General features: G+C 52.8%; 14 protein-coding genes and 1 riboswitch. Of the genes, 1 reads left to right on the top strand and 13 read right to left on the bottom strand.

Going from position 1 to position 19,920, the window contains the following annotated elements; translation table 11 throughout:
* Positions 1 to 4: 4 nt before the first annotated feature.
* The 4 genes from CX650_RS06560 to CX650_RS06545 all read right to left on the bottom strand — a co-directional run bounded on the left by CX650_RS06560 (position 5) and on the right by CX650_RS06545 (position 6,675).
* Positions 5 to 1,480 carry an efflux transporter outer membrane subunit gene (locus CX650_RS06560; RefSeq protein WP_101095355.1) on the bottom strand — a complete coding sequence of 492 codons (1,476 nt, stop codon included), beginning with the start codon at positions 1,478 to 1,480 and terminating at the stop codon, positions 5 to 7.
* On the bottom strand, positions 1,480 to 4,578 hold the full coding sequence (locus CX650_RS06555) for an efflux RND transporter permease subunit (protein ID WP_101095354.1): 3,099 nt from the start codon (positions 4,576 to 4,578) through the stop codon (positions 1,480 to 1,482). The genes CX650_RS06560 and CX650_RS06555 overlap by 1 nt, the downstream gene beginning before the upstream one ends.
* Positions 4,575 to 5,684 (bottom strand): efflux RND transporter periplasmic adaptor subunit, encoded by a 1,110-nt coding sequence (locus tag CX650_RS06550; protein WP_226684512.1) that lies wholly within the window; start codon positions 5,682 to 5,684, stop codon positions 4,575 to 4,577. The genes CX650_RS06555 and CX650_RS06550 overlap by 4 nt, the downstream gene beginning before the upstream one ends.
* A gap of 106 nt (positions 5,685 to 5,790) precedes the next feature.
* Positions 5,791 to 6,675: a LysR substrate-binding domain-containing protein gene (locus CX650_RS06545; RefSeq protein ID WP_101095352.1), complete on the bottom strand. Its 885-nt coding sequence runs from the start codon at positions 6,673 to 6,675 to the stop codon at positions 5,791 to 5,793.
* A gap of 1,210 nt (positions 6,676 to 7,885) precedes the next feature.
* Between CX650_RS06545 and CX650_RS06540 the strand changes: the two genes are divergently transcribed.
* Complete coding sequence (locus CX650_RS06540; RefSeq protein WP_101095351.1) at positions 7,886 to 9,157, top strand: hypothetical protein; 1,272 nt, start codon at positions 7,886 to 7,888, stop codon at positions 9,155 to 9,157.
* A gap of 835 nt (positions 9,158 to 9,992) precedes the next feature.
* Here CX650_RS06540 and CX650_RS06535 read toward each other — a convergent pair.
* From CX650_RS06535 to CX650_RS06495, 9 genes are all read right to left on the bottom strand, one after another.
* On the bottom strand, positions 9,993 to 10,934 hold the full coding sequence (locus CX650_RS06535; RefSeq protein ID WP_101095350.1) for an FRG domain-containing protein: 942 nt from the start codon (positions 10,932 to 10,934) through the stop codon (positions 9,993 to 9,995).
* Between the two features lie 932 nt (positions 10,935 to 11,866).
* Entirely contained in the window at positions 11,867 to 12,481 is a 615-nt protein-coding gene (cobO, locus tag CX650_RS06530; protein WP_025011252.1) for a cob(I)yrinic acid a,c-diamide adenosyltransferase, read from the bottom strand.
* Positions 12,471 to 14,120: a cobyric acid synthase gene (locus tag CX650_RS06525; RefSeq protein WP_101095399.1), complete on the bottom strand. Its 1,650-nt coding sequence runs from the start codon at positions 14,118 to 14,120 to the stop codon at positions 12,471 to 12,473. The genes cobO and CX650_RS06525 overlap by 11 nt, the downstream gene beginning before the upstream one ends.
* Before the next feature lie 74 nt (positions 14,121 to 14,194).
* Positions 14,195 to 14,791, bottom strand: coding sequence for a bifunctional adenosylcobinamide kinase/adenosylcobinamide-phosphate guanylyltransferase (gene cobU, locus CX650_RS06520; RefSeq protein WP_101095349.1), 597 nt, complete (start codon positions 14,789 to 14,791; stop codon positions 14,195 to 14,197).
* Positions 14,788 to 15,564, bottom strand: a complete 777-nt coding sequence (locus tag CX650_RS06515; RefSeq protein ID WP_101095348.1) for an adenosylcobinamide-GDP ribazoletransferase — start codon at positions 15,562 to 15,564, stop codon at positions 14,788 to 14,790. The genes cobU and CX650_RS06515 overlap by 4 nt, the downstream gene beginning before the upstream one ends.
* Positions 15,564 to 16,628 carry a nicotinate-nucleotide--dimethylbenzimidazole phosphoribosyltransferase gene (cobT, locus tag CX650_RS06510; RefSeq protein WP_071237202.1) on the bottom strand — a complete coding sequence of 355 codons (1,065 nt, stop codon included), beginning with the start codon at positions 16,626 to 16,628 and terminating at the stop codon, positions 15,564 to 15,566. The genes CX650_RS06515 and cobT overlap by 1 nt, the downstream gene beginning before the upstream one ends.
* 17 nt (positions 16,629 to 16,645) lie before the next feature.
* Positions 16,646 to 17,716: a FecCD family ABC transporter permease gene (locus CX650_RS06505; protein WP_101095347.1), complete on the bottom strand. Its 1,071-nt coding sequence runs from the start codon at positions 17,714 to 17,716 to the stop codon at positions 16,646 to 16,648.
* Positions 17,713 to 18,654, bottom strand: a complete 942-nt coding sequence (locus tag CX650_RS06500) for an ABC transporter ATP-binding protein (RefSeq protein WP_101095346.1) — start codon at positions 18,652 to 18,654, stop codon at positions 17,713 to 17,715. Before CX650_RS06500 ends, CX650_RS06505 begins: the two co-directional genes overlap by 4 nt.
* Positions 18,655 to 18,753: 99 nt before the next feature.
* Positions 18,754 to 18,890: riboswitch (cobalamin riboswitch) on the bottom strand.
* A 68-nt stretch (positions 18,891 to 18,958) separates the two neighbouring features.
* Positions 18,959 to 19,699, bottom strand: coding sequence for a histidine phosphatase family protein (locus tag CX650_RS06495; RefSeq protein ID WP_101095345.1), 741 nt, complete (start codon positions 19,697 to 19,699; stop codon positions 18,959 to 18,961).
* Between the last annotated feature and the right edge of the window lie 221 nt (positions 19,700 to 19,920).

Here is a 19,920-nt window from a genome sequence, read left to right as displayed (position 1 = left end):
CGCCTTATCGTTGCGACTGGGTTTGCTCCAAGCTCCAATCACCCCCGAGCGCCTTATACAGAGTGACAACAGTAGAGGCGGTATTGAGCCTGGCCACCACTTCGGCATCCTGAATGTTGTTTTTGACGTTCTGGGCATTCAACACACTCAAGTGGTTCTCGAGCCCGGCTCGATACAGGGAGGTGGCCTTGGTCACCGCCGTCTCGGCCTGGGCCTCAGCCTTGGCTATATGCTTATGATATTCCTGGCTATTGCCGTAAAGCCTCAGCACAGTTTCCACCTCATTGATGGCGTTATTGACCGTCTGTTGGTAACTCATCACGGCTGTCTTAAAGCCACTCTCCTGGATATCAACCATGGCCTGAGTCCGACCGGCATCGAAGATATTCCAGTTGAACCCCGCCGCCAGCGCCCAAGTGGTGGAGCCTGAGGAGAAGAGATCGTCAAAGTGATCTGCCGATAATCCCGGGGCGCCGGTCAGATAAAAGCTAGGGTACTTGGCGGCAATGGCGGCACCCAACTCCTGGTTCTTGGCGGCAATTTCCCTCTCGGCCAAGGCGATATCCAAACGCCGGGTCAACAATTCAGAAGGCACCCCGGTCGGGATCAACTGCTGCATCTGCGGCAATGCGGCATCAGTCAAACGCGCCTGGGTTTGGTTGATATTCTCCCCAAGCAGCAACGCCAGCCGATGCAGATGTGCCTGCTTGGCCGAGTCCAGCATGGGCAGCATCGCCTTGGTCGTCGCCAGCGCAGCCTTGGCATTGGCTACATCCAGGCTGGAGCCATAACCATGGCGCTCCAGCGATTCCACCAGTGCCAGCACCTCTGTCTGCTCCTTGATATTCTTGGCCGCGATCAGCATCCGCTCCTCGGCGCCGCGATATTGCAGATAGTTATCTATGACTTCGGCCGTCATCAAGGTGGTGAGGTTGGCTCTCAGTATTCTTGCCTGCTCCACCCGAATTTCTGCGGCCCGGCTCAGGCTATCTATGCGACCAAACAGATCGGCCTCCCAGGCTATCGTCGCCCCGAGAAAGCTGCTATTGGGGTCTCTGTCCATCAATTTGACACTGCCGCCACCGAGGGAGTCGGGCAAGTCGACGCCGGAAACTGCCCCCCCCATCATGGGATCGTTCTCGCTGATCCGCAGATCCATATAACCACCGCCCAGAGAAACCGAAGGCAACTTCAAAGATGACACTGCCGTTTCGTAGGCCTGGGCCGAACGGATCCGCTCGGCGGCGATTTTCAGGTTGATGTTTTGCTGCTGCGCCGTGGCTACCAAGGCATCCAATTGCGGATCATTGAACTGCCGCCACCACTCTTGATAGTCAAGGGCCTGAGCCGCCACGCCTTGGGTATCGGCATTGAAATACAGCTCACTGACCTTCACGCTTGGCAACTGATAGTCAGGTGCCATGCTGCAACCACTGACCAGGGTTACGCCGACAATGGCAGCCAAAATATGCTTCTTCATTACTTCACCTCTTTGGCTGTCAATACAGGCTGTGATGGGGCCGCCAACTCAAGTTGTTCGGCTTCTTTTTGTTCATCCCTGTGATAAAACAAGCGATAAAGGGCCGGCATTACAAACAGTGACAGCACGGATGCCGCGGTGAGACCGCCAATAATGGTGGCCGCCATCTGATCGAACAAGCGATCGGTAAGCAGAGGGATCATCCCCAGCGCCGTAGTCAACGCCGCCATTGAGATCGCCATGGTTCGATTCAAGGTCGCAGCCTTGATCGCCTCGGCAATGCCCAAACCGTTACGACGCTCTAGCTCTATCTGATCCATCAGGACAATGCCGTTTTTGATGATCATGCCCGAGAGGCAGATCATGCCGACTATCGCCATAAAGCCGAAGGGTTTATCCAGCAACAACAGGCTCCAGACAATGCCGATGGAGGCCAGCGGCAAGGTGATCATGATGATCAGAGGCTGGCGGAAGGCATTGAACATGGCGACCAGAATGATCAGCATCAACAAGGTGGCCTTGGGATTTTGTTCCAGCAAGTCATCAATGGAGCGCTGCTCGTCATAGTATTCACCACCCCACTCCATCTTGTAGCCGGCCGGCAAGGCAATGGCTTCAATCTCGGCGGCAATCTGCTGACGAACATTGGATGCGGTGTCGCCGCTAACTCCGGCCTGAACCGTAATAGCCGGCAGCCGGTTGCGACGCCAGATCATGCTTTCTTCACCCTTGATCTCTATGCTCTCAACCACTTGCCCCATAGGCACGCTGTGAGTGCCCAGCAAAGAGCGCACCGGAATATTTTCAAAGTGCTCCAGAGTCGCGTTGGCACTGCGCAGCTTAATAGGAATAAGGTCATCCCCATGCCTCATGGTGCCCACCTGGCTGCCTTCAGTCACCCGATTGATGGCATTGGCAATATCGGTTCGGGTTACACCGGCGAGGCGCGCCGCATGCAGGTCGACCATAGGCGTCATCACCTTGCTTTCCTGACGCCAGTCGTCGCGAATATATTTGAGATTGGGGTGTGCTGCCATCACAGCCTTTGCCTCATCGGCTAGGCGATGCAGCACCTCGGGATCCGGGCCGATAAAGCGCGCTTCAACCGAATACTTATCCTTGGTCGCCAGTTTGAGATCCCTGAATCTCGGCTCGGCATAGGGGAATTGCGCCTTTAACCAGGCATCACCACGACTGACCAGGGGTTCAATATCCTCATAGCTGCGGGTGTTGATCAGTATCTGACCATAGCTGGAGTCCAGCGGCTCGGGTTCAACTGTCACCGAAAAGCGCGGTGCACTCTCGCCGACCGAGCTGGAGATACTTTCCACCTCTGGCTGCTGCAATAACCAGGCTTCGACCTTGCGCATATCGGCAGAGGTCTGCTCTATGCGGCCACCGTTGGGCAACCAGTAATCCAGAAACACTATCGCCCGGTCCGATGACGGCATGAAGTTCACCTTCAGCAGCGGTGCGGCCAACAGGGTGCCGACCAGTAAAGGGACAACATACAGTAAGGTTTTCTTGGGGTTTTCCACTACCCAATCAACTGCATTTTGATACATCAGCCAATAGCGAGAAGGGGCTTTCGCCTTGTCTTCATCAACGGCCGTGCCGAGGAAGAACCAGCACATCAGCGGCGTGACTATCATGGCGATTACCCAGGAAAGCAGCAGTGAACTGCACAGCACCTGGACGATGGACAAGGAGAACTCGGCCGAGTCGGTTTGTGACAGCAATACCGGCGCCGTACCCATAGCGGCAATCACAGTCGCCGCCAGCAGCGGAACCGCCATCTCCTTGATGCTATCGATAACCGCCTGGGTACGCTCTATCCCTTGTTTAATCTTGGCCTGGAACAGATCCACTATCACAATGGCGTTATCCACCAGCATCCCCAAGGCCAAAATAAAGGAACCCAAGGAGACCCGCTGCAGATCCACATTGGTCAAATTCATATAAACCAGGGTAAAGAGAATTGTCAGCAACAAACTGGCACCGACAATCGAAGCACTGCGCCAGCCCATGAAGATCAGCAGCACAACCACAACTATCACAATACTTTCAATAAGATTACTGATGAAGTTGTTGACCGACTTCTGCACCTCTTCCGGCTGATAAGCGATAACCCCGATACCGGCACCCGCAGGCAATTCGGCCTGATAATCTGCCAGCACCTGTTTAAGGGTGTCGCCTATGCTAACCACATTGATACCGTTAACCGGACTCACAGCCAGAGTAACCGCCTGTTGGCCATTAAAACGGCTTAAAGTAGTGGCAGGATCCTGATAGTCCATAGTGATATCGGCGATATCCCCCAGGCGGATCACCGCCGAGTTCAAACCATTGATCCCGGTTTGAATACTGACGTTACGAATATCATCCACAGTTTGGAAACTGCCGCCCTGCTCTACCCGCAGGTTTTCAATCCCGAGATCAAAGTCACCGGCGGTCACTGGCATATTCTGGCTCTGCAACTGATCGATCAGTTGCAGCATGGTCAGGCCGGTTTCGCTCAGACGTTCTTCCGAGATGCGGATATTAACCACCTGCTCGTGAATGCCGTGCAGTTGCACTTTTTTCACGCCATCAACCGCCTTGATCCGCCGCTGTAATTCCCTGGCGTGGTCTTTCATCTCCGCCATGTTCATGTTGTCGCCATAGACCGCAAACAACATGCCGTAGACTTCGGAAAACTCATCCTGGACTATGCTGATCTGCGCCTGCATCGGCAGCTCCAGCTTCACATCTTCCACTTTGCGGCGCAGCAAATCCCACTGCTGCGGCAGTTCGTCAGAGTTCACCTTCTCTTTGAGATCAACAAAGATCATCGAGCTACCGGGACGGGACAGTGAGCGCAGTTTCCACAGCGACTCCATCTCCTCCAGTTTGGTCTCGACCTTGTCGGTCACCAACTGTTCCACTTCCTTGGCATCGGCTCCTGGATAGAGAGTCACGATAACCGCGCTTTTAACCGTAAATGAAGGGTCTTCCAACTTCCCCAGATCAAAATAGGAGTAGATCCCGGCGATCATGCCAAGAATCGTGAAAAAAATGACAAAGGTTTTTTGTCTCAGTGCAAAGGTAGACAGATTCATGACTTAACCTGCGCCTCGCCCAATACCTCCACCTTGTGTCCATTTTCCACAAAGGCACCACCGGCCAAAATGATACGTTCACCTTGCTGGAGTTCGCCGGAAACACAGATAGAGTCGTCGGTTTGACTCATGGCTTTAACCGCTACCGCCTTGGCATGCTCATTCACCACCCGATTAACATACAGCTGACTCTTTTGACTGGATACCGCCATCGCCGGAATACAAAACACCGGTGTTTTGCTGGCGTAAGGTAAGCTCACCGCCACATTGACAGCCTTTCCGGCGACCAACTGCTTGGGTGCTTGTTTCAGGGCAAAGGTCACTTCATAAGTGCGTTTGAGCCTATCGGGAACACTGGCAATCTGGGTGATCTCGGCCGCAACCGAACCTTCAGCATTGAACCAGGAGACTTCACCGTTTGCGCCCTGGCGTAGATTCCAAATTTGACTTTCAGAGACATCGACCACGGCATTAAGCGTGGTGGGTTGATGTATGGTGACTATCTGAGTGCCAACATCCACCAGCTCATATCGGTCGACAAAGCGCTTACCTATGACGCCGTCATAGGGAGCTTTGAGAGAGGTATAGGCCAGAGAGTCCTGGGCCTTTTTCAAAGATTGCTTCAACAGTTCGACACCCGCCTTGGCGCGGGCTTCGGCGCTGATAGCCCGATCCAATTTGACCCCGGCTATCGCCTTATCATTAATAGCGGCGCGAACCCGCTTAAGTTCAATGGCAGCCAAACGATGTGCAGCCTCGGCCTCGCTGAGTCTGGCCTCAAGCTCCATCACACTGACCTGAAAATCATGGGGATCCAGACGAGCGATGACTTGGCCCTTTTTAACCTGACTGCCTTCATCAGCCAAGATCTGCTCCAGTGTGCCCGGCACCCTAAAAGACAGCTCAGCCGTTTTGTCTGATTCCAGAATGCCACTGAACTGATGCACTCTATCACTGACCGGAGCCGGTAGCTCCATCACCTGAACCAGTGGAAGCGCAGTCGAGGAGACCTGTGGCTGCTCACTGTTGCCACAACCCCACAGCATGAATACCACGCTACTGCATAGCAGACTTAACTTAAGCCCGGTCGGTTTTACTCTTGTCACTGCAATTTCCTAACTACTTATATCAATTGCGGCACAGAGTAATACCAGGCCATATCTAAAACAATAACATATATTTACACATCAATGTCATGAAATTCGTGACAATCTACAGATCCAACTTACGTGCTTCCTCAATAATACTGTCAATCAATAACCTGGCGGCATGGGTCATCCCCTTGCGACTGGGATAAACCAACCAAACATCATCAACATAAACTTCACACTCTGGCAGTACTTCTACCAACTCACCCGATTTAACATGTTCTGCAGCGCTCAGCTCAGCCAACAAACTGATACCGGCCCCATTCATAACAGCATGTTTTACGTAGGAACTATTGTTGGAAATCAGCCGGCTATGGGTGCGGTACTCGCCCTGGTTAAAAGTCCATTTATCTTCCAGCTCGCCGTTAGCCAAACGGTGAATGATCAAGGCATGATTATCCAGATCTTCAATCGATGCGGGCATGCCATGCTCCGCGATATAATCCGGGCTGGCATAGAGTTTTCGCAATCCTCTCATCAAAGGGCGGGCCACAAAGGAGCTGTCTTTCATCTCACCTATATGAACACAGGCATCCAAACCATAGGTCAAAATATCGTGGTATCCCAGGTTGCTTACATGAGTTTCCAAAGTAATCAGCGGATAGGTTCGAAGGAATTCCTGCAACAGGTTGTGGGCGACAATATCGGCATCGCCAATTAAACCCAGTTTGACCGAGCCCGTTGGCATATTCCTTTGGTTCTTTATCGACTCATTTAACGACTCTAATCTGGGAATAATCTCCAGCAGCTGCTGATAGTAGATTTCTCCGGTTGGCGTCAGAGTCAGCTTACGTGTGGTTCTGGTAAAGAGTTTGCTACCTAAGTCAGCCTCCAACTCACCAATACGGCGGCTGACATAGGCTCTTGGAACACCTATGGAACTGGCGGCTGCGGCAAAGCTGCCTAGATCCACAACCGATAAAAATAATCTGAGGTCGTCAATTTTCACTGTTTTCTTCTCATGCCAAACATAAGTTACACACTATGCCTCTAAGGAGACCAAGATGACAAATGTGGAATATCAACAGCTCAGATAACGCATGAGCATAGTTCCGCACTGCCTGTCACAATCCCACCTTCCTTTACTCATTGTAAGTCATTAACTCATAAAAAGGTGTTATTGAAGCCCTATCAAGCTCTACAGTTACAAAATAATTCAGTATAAATTCAAAAAACAACAATTGAACCTCAACGTTCTCACAAATCACAAACCGATAACCATACTTACACTATAAAAAATACACTTGTAAATAATATCGACCTATAAAAACTGGATGCGACAACGCCTCAGCTTGCTATTGAATTCTCATTAAAATACATTCAACACATCACAGATTAACATTTAATAATATCGGCCACACCCTGACTGATTCAGCCTTATACATCCAACATTGAAAGCCTCAACCTTGGCTCAATACACAATAATACATCCCACCATAACAAACACTTAACCTAAATATTATCCAGGGAAGGATTCAGAAAATAAGCACCCTGAAATATTCATATTTTTCACATTCTGCAATCAAGAAATCAAAGTTACGGGGATATAAGTCGCTTAACGGAATTTATTTGATCATTGTTTTTCGTCCAAATTAAATCTAGTTCAGCTTTCACTTTTTTTAAGCTCGAAATTGGTAACAATCTCAACATCCGATGGAACAATATTTTCCATATAAAGCAATAACTCTCCATTGAAAACATCTATTGTCCAATTACTGGTTATAGCAGAACGGATTCAAACCCGTAGTAGTGCTGAACACTTTTAATACCTATAACCATGTTACCTCTCAGGCAATTCCCCGGGCCAGGATCAGGCATCACTTCAATGATTAGCTTGTCGCGAATTCAACACCTATGTTGATACACCTGAACACCACATTATATAAACGGCGGCTGAAAGCACAATTTCCGCCAATTACAGTCTATCCGAGGCATCAGTGAGGTATGTTTAACATAAGATGATGCCCCCCCTTACTTTCTACAATCACCCGACGCCTTGATCCCCATTAACTGATGACAAGGCAGGACAATTCGCGATAGCATAAATAAATGAAAACCATCATTCACTAAGCAACTAATTTTAATTGGAAATATGGTTTTTTAACGAAAACATGATGGGGAAAAGCCTCACTACAAACTACGCGCAACAAGGACTTTGCATGAAACAAAGATTGGTATTTCTTGGCCTGGCCCTGGGTGGCCTAACCCTCAACACCAACGCTCAGCAGTGCGATCTCAGCATTACAGGTACTGTGCCCGAAGGGATTAGCCTGGATAAGTTGGTCGTTTCCACCTATGACAAGGAGCTGCCGGTCACCAGCAGGGACTACTCCCTGTGCGCCAGTAAGCAAGATCTTCAAGTCGTCGGCCGCCATAGCCCCAACAACACCATCTACCTGATGGATAAGAGTGGTGCCATCCCCAGAGGCATCTATACCGCCGAGGTATTTATCCAGAGCGAGGCGATCACCTTGGGCCCGGCTTCCAGTTTGACCAAACAAGTCTGTAACCTACGCTGCGGCTACTATGCCAGCCAAAGGGTGCAGAACTCCAAAGAGTTGCAACAACTGGCGGCCGAATACCAACTGCTGTCCGCCACTGATGGCAAGGCGATTGGTGCCTTCCTTAGCCAAAACCAAGCCAAATTAGATCGAATCTACTATGGCGATATCCACCCTAAGCCATCAGCTCCAATAAACACAGGCGATCTCTGGGTCGATCCCTACAGCGGCGCGGGACTCTACTTCGATGCCCCCGAAACCATACTCAACAGCACCTTTAGAGATTATGTGAGCTCCGAAGCCAGAGCGGCGCGCCAGCAGGATGAGGCCGTCGCCAAAGCGATGAAGCAGCATAAAGCTTCACTACAAGGCCTAATGAAGGGTTTCAACAGTTGGCAAGAGCGGGTGGAGGCCGTCAACAGAGTCAGCGCTGAGCTAAAGGCCAGCCAGGATCCGGCGGCAATAAAGGTGGCGCAAATATTCGAGCGCGGCCTTGAAGAAGCCGAGGCGACTCTTAAAAGTTACCTTACCAACGACAACAAGACCCCAATCGCATCTCTGACCCGGGCCAACAAGACCTTCGAACTCTTGTTGGCCGACTGGACCAACGCCGCCTATATCCACAGCAAGGACAAACAGGCCTTCGCAGCCCTGTTCAGTGAGCAGTTTAAGCAGCAACTGCCGATACAAGATCGCGAGTTGGACAAGGCGCTGAGCCGCCTTATCGATCTGCCAAATCATCTGGGGAAGTTGTCTATCGAGGATGGTTATCAGAACATTCAGCTGGAGTTTAACAATCTCCTGCCAGACTCGAACCAACGCTATGACTTTAAGGATGCCCTGCACAGCGTTAGCTTCGTGTATGAGAAGGGAGCCTGGCGACTCGACAGCGTCAGCCAGTTGCCCATTCGCCACTATGATCAGGGCTAGACTAAAGGCTAGATATAAAATGAGGATCAAGGGGGCGAGTTTGAATCAACACCTCAGCCCCTTGATTCCCACTCTTTCAACAACTCTGGCATCTTGAATTTGTTCACTCTTAACACGTTATTTTTATCAAAATATAATAAACCAAGCCAAAGCAACAATTTATAAATCATAGCAAGCCATCATATTATCTAATCTCTTTATCATAGGTTTTCATCAATTTGGCCAAGGGAGTCATATCAATGTCATGGTCTTAAATTCGGGGGAAAGGTCAGTTCATTATTACTTGTTAGGGTAAAAAGTTAAGATCACGCCTAATCCACCTTGCTTGGTATCTTGCAGCATGCCCACCAGTTTCTAAATATATGACAAATGTAGCCATACACGAATCACAACGATATACATCACCACCGTTGTAAGGGTAATGCGATAAACTCACAGGAGCCATATCTGAAAATGGATTACTACCATTTTTAGTGTAAGTCTGATAACCAAGAAAAGTTATTGGTTCTATTTTTCCCATAAAATGAAGTTTGTTTTCCAGGCCATCAGAGTTAGTCAAATGAAGCTTGGATTCCTTTCCGCACTCAGAACAAGAATTAGATTCTTGTTCTGCTACAACATTGAGTAAGTCATCGATATTCTTAAAGCCCTCAGAACACAAAATAAAAATTGGAAAAGAAAATGCAAGCTGAAAAACCAAAGAAAGTGGCGATTATTGCTTGCGTTCGCAAGATGGTGGTCATCCTAAACTCTATGCTTCGAGATGGCATCATGTGAGACCAGAACATCGCCAAAAATAAAGGATTGACGCTATACTCGTTTGTTAAATTAATTTCTACAACCAATCTGACAACTTAGGCTTACCAAGAATTAAAGGAGCCTCATCTGCATAATTCTCGTTCTTTAAGCCAAGGTCATCTTTTATAAACTGAGAAACCATGTCAATTTCAGGGAAAAGTTTTGCTTTAGATATCCCAAGACTAGCCAACTGTTTGTTAATTTCTGGTTTATCTTTTGCCTTAATTATATATCGGTTGCCACTTGGTCGTAGGACCCATTCAGGCTTGACAGAGGCAGAAACACTTTTTTCTTCACCAATACCAAACAACAAGAATGCACCGTCTTGTCTGATTATCCGTTGGTTATCTAGTTTAGGTTTAACGCAAACAACACTCTGAATATGTTTAGGGTTTACTCGTTCTCTAAAATGAGGCTTTTCTTGTCTTATGCAATGCATTAGCACATCAGCATGCTCATTTTCTTCATTATGGAATGACTTGCTATCGGCACTAAACCTATGAGGCAGAGAGAAATTACTTTTAAGCCATGCAATGTTAGACACAACACTTACCGTATCGCTATCAAAGTACTTAATATCCTTTTTAGGTATTTTAAAAAATATGAGTTCTCCATCTTTATCGCCATCCATTTGCGATGAGCATGCAAAGTATAACGCTACTAGCGGATTTTCAGTTATATCGAGTAATCGAGTAGGCAGATCATAATGTTGCATTTTAACTAATTTTTCAAAACTAGATTGCTTGCCATCGAAATCTTTAGGGCAACGGATCAACAATTCTTGAATCATTTTGTGTTCATTATTTATCCACTCGTCCTTTCTATATATCGAAGGAGTCAAGCTATAAACTTTATCACCATGCCCCCGATAAAATATGACATATTCAGGGTCATGTAGATCTTCAATAACTGTTAGCAGTGTACGTAAACTGCCTAATTTTGATTCATTCAATTTGTGTACTGCCTCTACCAAATTCATTTAACAGCTGTATAGTGCGCATGCGCATTTTAGTCCTCTGAGGATTGAAAACACGCATCGTTATGTATTTGTATCAATTAATTAAAATAGGTTTCAGTCCTAATATCCCTTACAGCTAAACGCGTATGCGCGGTTTTCAAACCGATTATCTACCAACAGTGTTTTATATCTTTTTGAATTTAAATCTATTTTATGTGGCATTACAGAAATAATGCGCAAACTTATCTTCAAATTGCCAGGCATTTTGTCAAAACTTTAATAGACAAGCGGCGTGGCTACCGCAGGGGGATTAAGTGTTCTGCCTCTTCCCCTAAACTAAATTTTATCTTTCTGTATCAGTATCTTGTCAGAGATCAGCAACATTAGGCAAGCGATAAATTTGCTATCTTTTGGTCAATTATTCAATCTGTGCCTGAGTGAAATCACTCATCCAATCGCACCAAAGATGGCAACAAAAACCGCCGAGTAGCTTTAGTTCCTGAGCAAATGCACCTATTTCAAACTGTTTGCGGCTGTGGCTAAGCCGTCAAGGAAGCTCAGCCCATGAGCATACAATGAGTATGTGATTGGGGGAGCCGACGCAGACAATAACGCCACGGTCGCAAACAAAAAGTAAAACACTGCAGTCTGATCGAGGGCTGACAAAGCCGACTAGTCACTTCAGCCCCTAAACCAATGCACCTATTTCAAACTGTTTGCGGCTGTGGCTAAGCCGTCAAGGAGGCTCGGCCCATGAGCATACAATGAGTATGTGATTGGGTGAGCCGACGCAGACAATAACGCCACGGTCGCAAACAAAAAGTAAAACACTGCAGTCTGATCGAGGGCTGACAAAGCCGCCGAGTCGCTTCAGTCCCTGAGCCTAGTTATCCTAGGTGATGGGATGAAGCTACGCTGGCAATACCGTCAGCCTCGAAGAACAGGCTGCAGATTCAGTAGTCGAAACCAGGCTGCGCTTTAACCCCCGCCTCAAACGCATGCTTCACGCTATTCACCTCACTGACAGTATCTGCCAATTCAATCAGTTGCCTGTGGCAGTTGCGGCCGGTGATGATCACATGCTGCATGGGGGGGCGATTTTGCAACGCATCTATCACTCGCTGCAGATCCAGATAGTGGTAGCTGACCATATAGGTGAGTTCATCGAGCAGCAGTATGTCTATGCTGGCATCCTGAAGCCATTTTTCGGCGGCCGCCCAGGCCTTTTCGGCGGCGGCGATATCCTTGGCTTTGTCCTGGGTGTCCCAGGTAAAGCCTGTGCCCATGACTTCGAACTTGACCCCGGCACCTTCCAGTAGCTTTCGCTCACCGCACTCCCAGGTGCCCTTGATAAACTGCACCACGGCGCCCTGCTTGCCATGACCGACCGCGCGGGCCAGAGTGCCAAAGCCGGAGGTGGACTTGCCCTTGCCGTTACCTGTCACGACCAGGAGTATGCCCTTCTCTTCGGTGGCGGCCGCGATTTTGGCATCCACCGCCGCTTTTACTTTCTGCTGCCGCTGTTTATGACGCTCTGCCTTGATATCGGTTTGATTATTATCGGTCACCCGGGTCTTCCTCTTTGAATATGTTGATTATTTTATTGAAATCCAGATGTTGCTCCAGCACATCGGCCAAACGATCCAGCTGTTGCTGGCGCTGCTGATTGATATCCACGGCATGGCCCTGTGGCGCCGTCATCCCGGCCCAGGCGAGCAGCAGCTCACAGGCCTCTGGGCTGTCAAACAGACCATGCAAATAACTGCCGAGAATTTGATTATCCTCCGACAGCAGGCCTTCGCTGCGGACTGCTGCGATTTGTGTAGGTACTGTGGTTTTTGCAGGCTCAGTGGCGCTGACGCGGTTGGCGTCACTGCCTCGCTCATTAAGCAACAATGGCTGCATGCATCTGTCCGGGATCCGCGACGCTCCGCAGTGGATCTCATAGCCGGAGACTGACGCCGATGATTGCCCAAGCCTCAGGGTACCGCTGACATTGAGCAGCTGTTTTTCGACTTGCAGCTCGGTAGTGAGCGGCAGGTAGCCCAGCCCTTGGCTGGTACCGGGCAAGTCTTCCAGCCCCAAGGGGTCGGCAATGTTCTGCCCCAGCATCTGAAAGCCGCCGCAGATACCGATAAGCTTGCCGCCATAGCGCAGATGGCGGGCTATGCCCTTATCCCAGCCCTGTTGGCGGATAAAAGCCAGGTCGGCGCGCACATTCTTGCTGCCGGGCAACAGCAGGAGATCCAGCCCTGGAAGTTCACCCTGATGGGTCGGCCCTATATAACAAAACTCGATATCCGGATGCAGCCGCAGCGGGTCAAAGTCGGTATGGTTGCTGATCCTGGGGTACACCAAGACGCCGACTCGCAGTCGCGTCCCAGTTCTATCAGATTGAGTTGCTTCAGATTGAGCTGTTTCAGATTGAGCTCGTGCTGATTGAGCTGTTGCCGGCTGCTCGGTAGCAACCTGAGACTGAGTAGTGGGCTGCACCAGTGCATCTTCGGCGTCCAGATGCAGGGCATCGAGGTAGGGCAATACGCCCAATACCGGCTTGCCGGTGTGAGCCTCGAGCCAATCCAGCCCGGACTGCAACAATGAGATATCACCGCGAAAACGATTGATCACAAAGCCTTTTACCCTAGCCTGCTCACTCTCGGACAGCAGGGCCAAGGTACCTACCAGGTGGGCAAATACTCCGCCCTTGTCAATATCGGCGATGAGGATCACCGGGCAGTCCACCGCTTCGGCAAAGCCCATATTGGCAATATCGCCCTGGCGCAAATTGATTTCAGCCGGGCTACCGGCGCCTTCTACCAGCAGCCAGTCAAACTCCTGCTGCAACCTGTGCCAGGATGCCAACACCGCCTGCATGGCAGCGGCTTTATAGTCACGACTCTCGGGGCCGAAAAAGGCGGCGGCTTCCAGGCTGGTCAGCGCCTTGCCCTGAATTATCACCTGCGCCTTGGTATCTGAGCTGGGTTTCAGCAATACCGGGTTGAAGTCGATTCTCGGCTCAAGACCGGCGGCCACCGCCTGCAGCGCCTGGGCCCGGCCAATTTCACCGCCATCCCGGGTGACGGCGCTGTTGAGTGCCATATTTTGCGGCTTGAAGGGGGCCACTCGCTGACCATGACGATGAAACACCCGGCAGAGTCCGGCTACCAAGGTGCTCTTACCGGCATCCGAAGTGGTGCCCTGCACCATAAGGCTGCGGCCAGGCCGGGCCAGAGCCGACAATTCAGCTTTAAGTTCTGCGCCATTATGGGGTACTGGGTTACTCATGCCTTGCCCCGCGGATCCGGGCTTGTACCCGAAGCACTCAAGCCTAGGGAGCCACTGCTATCAGAGCTCACAGGCTTTAACGCCAGAGGTAAACCGGCGACAACCAGAGTGACTCTATCGGCCTTGGCGGCAAGCGCCTGATTGAGCCAACCAGCCTCATCGACAAAACGCCGACTCAGCTCCCCAAGCGGCACTATGCCGGAGCCGACTTCGTTGCTCACCAACAGCAGATCGCCGTCAAACTCGGCTACCGCCCGCAGCAAGGCCGCGCGTTCGCTAGCCATATCGGCACCAAAGCAGAGCTGATTACTGAGCCAAAGCGTCAGGCAGTCTACCAATACCGGCGCTCCAGAGCCTGAGCGCTGCACAAGCGCCTTGGCCAAATCGAGCGGCACCTCGGCCAACTGCCATTCGAGGCTGCCGCCTTGGCGCGCAGTTTGATGGTGGGCGATACGCCGGGCCATCTCCTCATCGGCGGACTCGGCCGTTGCCAGATACCAGGGGCGGACATTGGCCGGGCACAAGTCGGCCAGTTGCCGCTCGGCGTAACCACTCTTGCCGCTGCGGGCACCGCCCAGAATTAGATGGATCATGCAGGGCTGCCCCCCAATGCCAGCAACAGCATATAAACCGCCAGCTCACTCACCTGCTGCGCCGCTCCCAGGGTATCGCCGGTGTAACCGCCAATCTGGCGCCGGAACCAGAATACCAGGGCCCAACGCAGCAGCAACATGGTCGGCAATAGCCAGAACAGCAGCGTGGTGGACAGCAGTGCCGTCAGCACAATTCCAGTCAGCAGCAAAATACCCAACTCATTGAGCCCCTGCTGCTGCGCCAAAGGTTTGCTCTTGCCCTCGTCGCGAACATAGGTTTCGCTGAAGATAATGCTGGCCGCCGTCACCCGGCTGACACAGTGCGCCAATACCAGGGCCAGCGCCGCCTGGTTGATGTCGTAAAGTGCTAACTCCAGCAGTAACTGGTACTTGAGCAACAACACCAACACCAATGCCAAGGCGCCATAGCTGCCAAGGCGGCTGTCTTTCATGATTTTCAGTTTGTCTTCAACCCACCAACCGCCGCCGAAACCATCGGCGGTATCGGCCAGGCCATCTTCATGAAAACCGCCGGTAACCAGCACACTGCTAATCATCGCCAGCACTATGGCGATGGAGCTTGGCAATATGCCGGCGGCCAGCAACAACACCAAGGCGGAGATCAAGCCCACCACCACGCCCACCAGGCCAAAGTAGCGGCTGGCCTTGTTGAGGCTGTCGCTGTCCACCGTCAGGGCGCTGGGCACAGGAATACGGGTGAAAAAACCTATTGCGATCAAAAACAGCCGCAGCTGCCCGAGCCAGAATCCCATCAGAACACCTCTTGGGTAGCCGGCTCTACCACCTTGTCGACCCCGGCTTCACCAAAGCTGGCCATCTGGTTGTAGAAGTTGGCCGCCGCCTGCACCAAAGGCAGCGCCAGCGCCGCGCCCGAGCCTTCGCCCAACCTGAGCCCAAGCCGCAGCAAAGGCTTGGCGGACATGGCCTCGAGCAGCAACTTGTGGCCGCGCTCTTCAGACTCATGGGCAAAAATAAGATAATCCCTCACCCCCGGCGCCAAACGCACAGCCGCCAGCGCCGCTGTCGACGCGATAAAACCGTCCACCAGCACGGGCACGCCAAATTCGGCCGCCGCCAACATGGCTCCTGTCATCTGCACTATTTCAAAGCCACCCAGGCAGGCGAGGATACTGAGCGGCTCGGTCAGCTCGCAGTGGTGCAGCAGCAGTGCCTGCTCTATCAGCAGGCATTTGCGCTTAAGCGTCGCGGCATCTATACCGGTGCCGCGGCCGACACATTCACTCACAGGAAGGCCGGTCAGGGCGGCCATCACGGCGGCGGCAGAAGAGGTGTTGCCTATTCCCATCTCCCCCAGCGCCAGCAGGTTGCTGCCGGCATCGATATGGCGTTTTACCAAGGTGCGCGCCATGGCAAACCCTTGATGCACAGCGCCCAGAGTCATGGCGGCGCGTTTGTGGATAGGCCCGGTACCGGCGCCCAGACGCTGCTCTGTAACCTCGGGGATCCCCAAGGGGCTGAGAATGCCGCAGTCAATCACCTCCAGCTCGAAGCCGGTCTGGCGACAAAACACATTGATGGCGGCGCCGCCGGCAACAAAGTTGAGCACCATTTGGGTGGTCACCTCGCTGGGGGCAATCGACACCCCGGCCGCGGCAATACCATGGTCGGCGGCAAACACCAGCATCACGGGACGGCGGATGACCAACTCATCAGTAGCGGAACCGAGCTGAATGCGCCCCAATTGCAGCGCCAAAGCCTCCAACTCACCCAAAGCGCCCAGGGGTTTGGTCTTGTTGTCTATGCGGGCCTGAATCGCGTCATCCAGCGCGTGATTGATTGCTGCTACCTGGTACATCCTTCCCTCTCTTATCGTTATTGGCCGCGTTTACGCAGCACCATCAGGAAAAACAGACTGCCGATGGCCGAGGTGATCACCCCCACCGGCAGCTCTTGGGTGGGCAGTATGCTGCGAGCCAGCACATCGACCCAAACCATAAACAGGCCGCCCGCCAGTGCCGTCAGCACCATGGGGTACTGCCCCGGCAGCAACAACCTAACAATATGAGGCACCATCAGCCCCACAAAACCAATCCCGCCGCAGTGGGCCACCAGAGTGGCGGTAATAATCGAGCATAACAGCAGCATGGAAACCCTGAGCCTTTGCACCCTTATTCCCAGAGTGTGGGCGGTTTCATCACCGGCAAGCATCGCCAGTACCTGGCGCTTGAAGGCCAGGATCACCAGCAAGGCCGCCAGCACCACCAGAGTGGGCAGTCCAAGCCCATCCCAACTGGCGCGGGCAAAACTGCCCAGGCTCCAAAACAGCAAGGAGGTGGTAGCCTGCGGGGTGGAAAAATACAAGATCAGGCTGGTGAGGGCACTGAACATAAAGGAGATGGCGACCCCGGAGAGCAACATTCGCTCTATCTGGTTGCCGATATTCCTGCCCGCGAGCAGCAGTACCATAAGCACAGCCAAACTGGCACCGATAAAGGCTCCCAGCGGCAGCGATACCCCGGAGATGGCCGAACTCAGCCCAAGGCCGGTCGCCAGGGCGACCGAGACCACGGCGCCGAAGCTGGCGCCCGAGCTGATACCGAACAGGTAAGGATCGGCCAACGGGTTGCGGGTCACCGCCTGCAATACATAACCCGACAATGCCAGACCGCTGCCGGCGATAAAGGCCAGCAAGATACGCGGCAGGCGCAGATCCCAGACGATGCGCTCGCTGATGGCAGAAGGCTCACCCACGCCCAGCAGGTGTTTGCCAATCACTCTTGCCACATCGAAGAGGCTGATATCGGCGGCGCCAAAACCGGCGGCGGCCAAGGGTGTCAACACAGTGCCGAGCAGCAACAGCAGCCAGCACCAGTAAAGTCTGGGCAAGGGCCTGAGAAACCAGCCGATAAGCGAGCGCCCCGCTGCGGCCACGGAAGCATTCATGCGCCACCTCCCACCGAGCGTGGGCGCCGGTCAGTTTCCTTGTGAGCAACACAGGTTTCGGCCGAGGCAGGCCCTGCCATTGGCTCGACTATCGCAGCGCCTTGAACCTCGCCACTGGCGAGCGCCGCCGAGCTTACAGCCTTGCCGTGACCAGGCTCTGGCGACTGATAGCCGTAAAAGTAGTGGATCAGCGGCCGTCCCAACTGCGGATGCGTCCCCACCTGGCAGCAAACACCGAAGACACCGGCAATTCTGTCTTCGGTCAATACGCTCTGGGGCGAGCCGTGGGCAATACGGCGGCCGTTATCCAGCAGCAAGAGTTCGTCACACAGGGCCGAGGCCAGATTGAGATCGTGAATCGAGGCGATCACCGTGACCCCCAGGCTGCGCACCAGCTCGAGGATCTGGATCTGATAGCGGATATCCAGATGATTAGTGGGCTCGTCCAGGATCAAAAGCTTGGGGCGCTGCACTATGGCGCGGGCAATCAAGGCCCTTTGCTTCTCACCGCCGGAAAGCTGCGCGAAAGGCTCTGCGGCCTTGTACTGCAACCCGACCTGCGCCAATGCCGCCTGCACCTGGGCCTTGTCGGTCGCCGATGGCATATCAAACAACCCCTTGTGGGGAGTCAGTCCCATGGCCACCAATTGAGTCAAATCCAGTGCCAACTGGGCCGGGGTATCCTGCAGCACCACGGCCACCTCTTTGGCGAAGGCTTTGGCAGACAAGCTATGGATATCCTGACCAAACAGCTGGATCTGGCCGCTATCCGGGCGGATATAACGATAGAGGCAGCGCAGCAGGCTCGACTTACCGGCACCATTGGGGCCTATGAGCCCGAGCATCTTGCCACTTGGCAGCTCAAAACCCACATCGGCCAATACGCTGTGACCACCGGGAAGCCAGCTAAGCTGTTGCACCTTGAGTGCCAGGCTCATAACCGCCCCCCGACATTGAGCCTGTGACCGGCAAAAGGCTCAAGCTGCAGTGGAAGAATCATCTATTCGCTCCCCCGGTTTACCCGCCCGGGTTTCTGGTTTGGTTTATCAGCCTGGGCAGGTCTCCTGACTCGCCGCCAAAGGCGACTCACAGTTGCGGGCACAGTCCGGGCTTTCCCGGTTCCCTGGGTTGGTTCACCTGCAAAGGCGCCAACACCCTGGCTGCTGCCGCACTTGGCGGCCATTTGGGGTTATTATCCCGGTTTTATCGCCCGGCACAATTGCCCGGCGCAATAGCGCAGCACTATTGCGGCCAGTGGAGCTTGCTGAAACACTGCCATTCCTGGTCACTTTCACCGCTGGCATCACCGCTGGCATCACGGCTGGCATAGAGGGTTATTCTGACCCAGGCCGCATAAGGTAGCTCCAAGGCGTTGAACACTGCCGCAGGCGGTATTTGCCCCGGCAGCAAAATCTCGGCCAGCAGCAGCCGGATAACCCCGCTGTGAGTCAAGATCAGTGCCGCATCGGCGCTTGCTGAAGAACCAGAGCCTTCGGAAGAACTAACCTCTCTCGCAAGCCAGCGCTGCACCATAGTCTGCCAGCCATCCAACACCCGGCTACGAAAGGCTGGCAGCGATTCCCCGCCCGGCGGAGTATTGGCCACAGGGTCACGCCAGAAGGCTTCGGCCGCCTCGCTATGCTGCTGATAGACACTCGCCACCTTCATGCCGTCCCAGTCACCGAAGTCCAGCTCCCAGAGCCAGTCATGCTGCTGCAGCGGCGCCGGGAAATAGTCAGGCATATCGGCCTTGAGCTCGGCGGCAAAGGCCTGGCAACGCTGGGCCGGAGAGCTCAGCAGCACCAGGCTTTCGGGCGCTTTCGGCAACTGTTCCAGCGCACTACTGATAGCCCGCCAGCTACGCCACATCTGCGCTTTGCCCTCATCGCTCAGGGCCACATCACTGCGGCCGCGGATAATCTCGCCGCCTTCACATTCACCGTGCCGCAGCAGATAGATATTCAGTTGCCTATGTTCAGCCACACACTTCTCCCGTCAGAGTCCGGTGGTTACCGGGCCAATTTAACCTTGCCGCAGGCCGCCGGAATCCGTATATTATGGACGTCTACACGTATAAATGTCCAAAATAACTTTCCGCGCCCACACACGCCTTTGGCTATCATGCCAGATAGTGTCCCGGGCGTCAGGTCGGCAGAGATGATGTCGCGGATGCCAAGCACCGCGAATGTAAAACAGCAATAAGA

This window comes from Shewanella indica, assembly GCF_002836975.1.
Classification (GTDB): Bacteria; Pseudomonadota; Gammaproteobacteria; order Enterobacterales; family Shewanellaceae; genus Shewanella; species Shewanella indica.
Note: the sequence above shows the minus strand (reverse complement) of the source record. Positions and strands in the feature narration are given on the sequence as shown.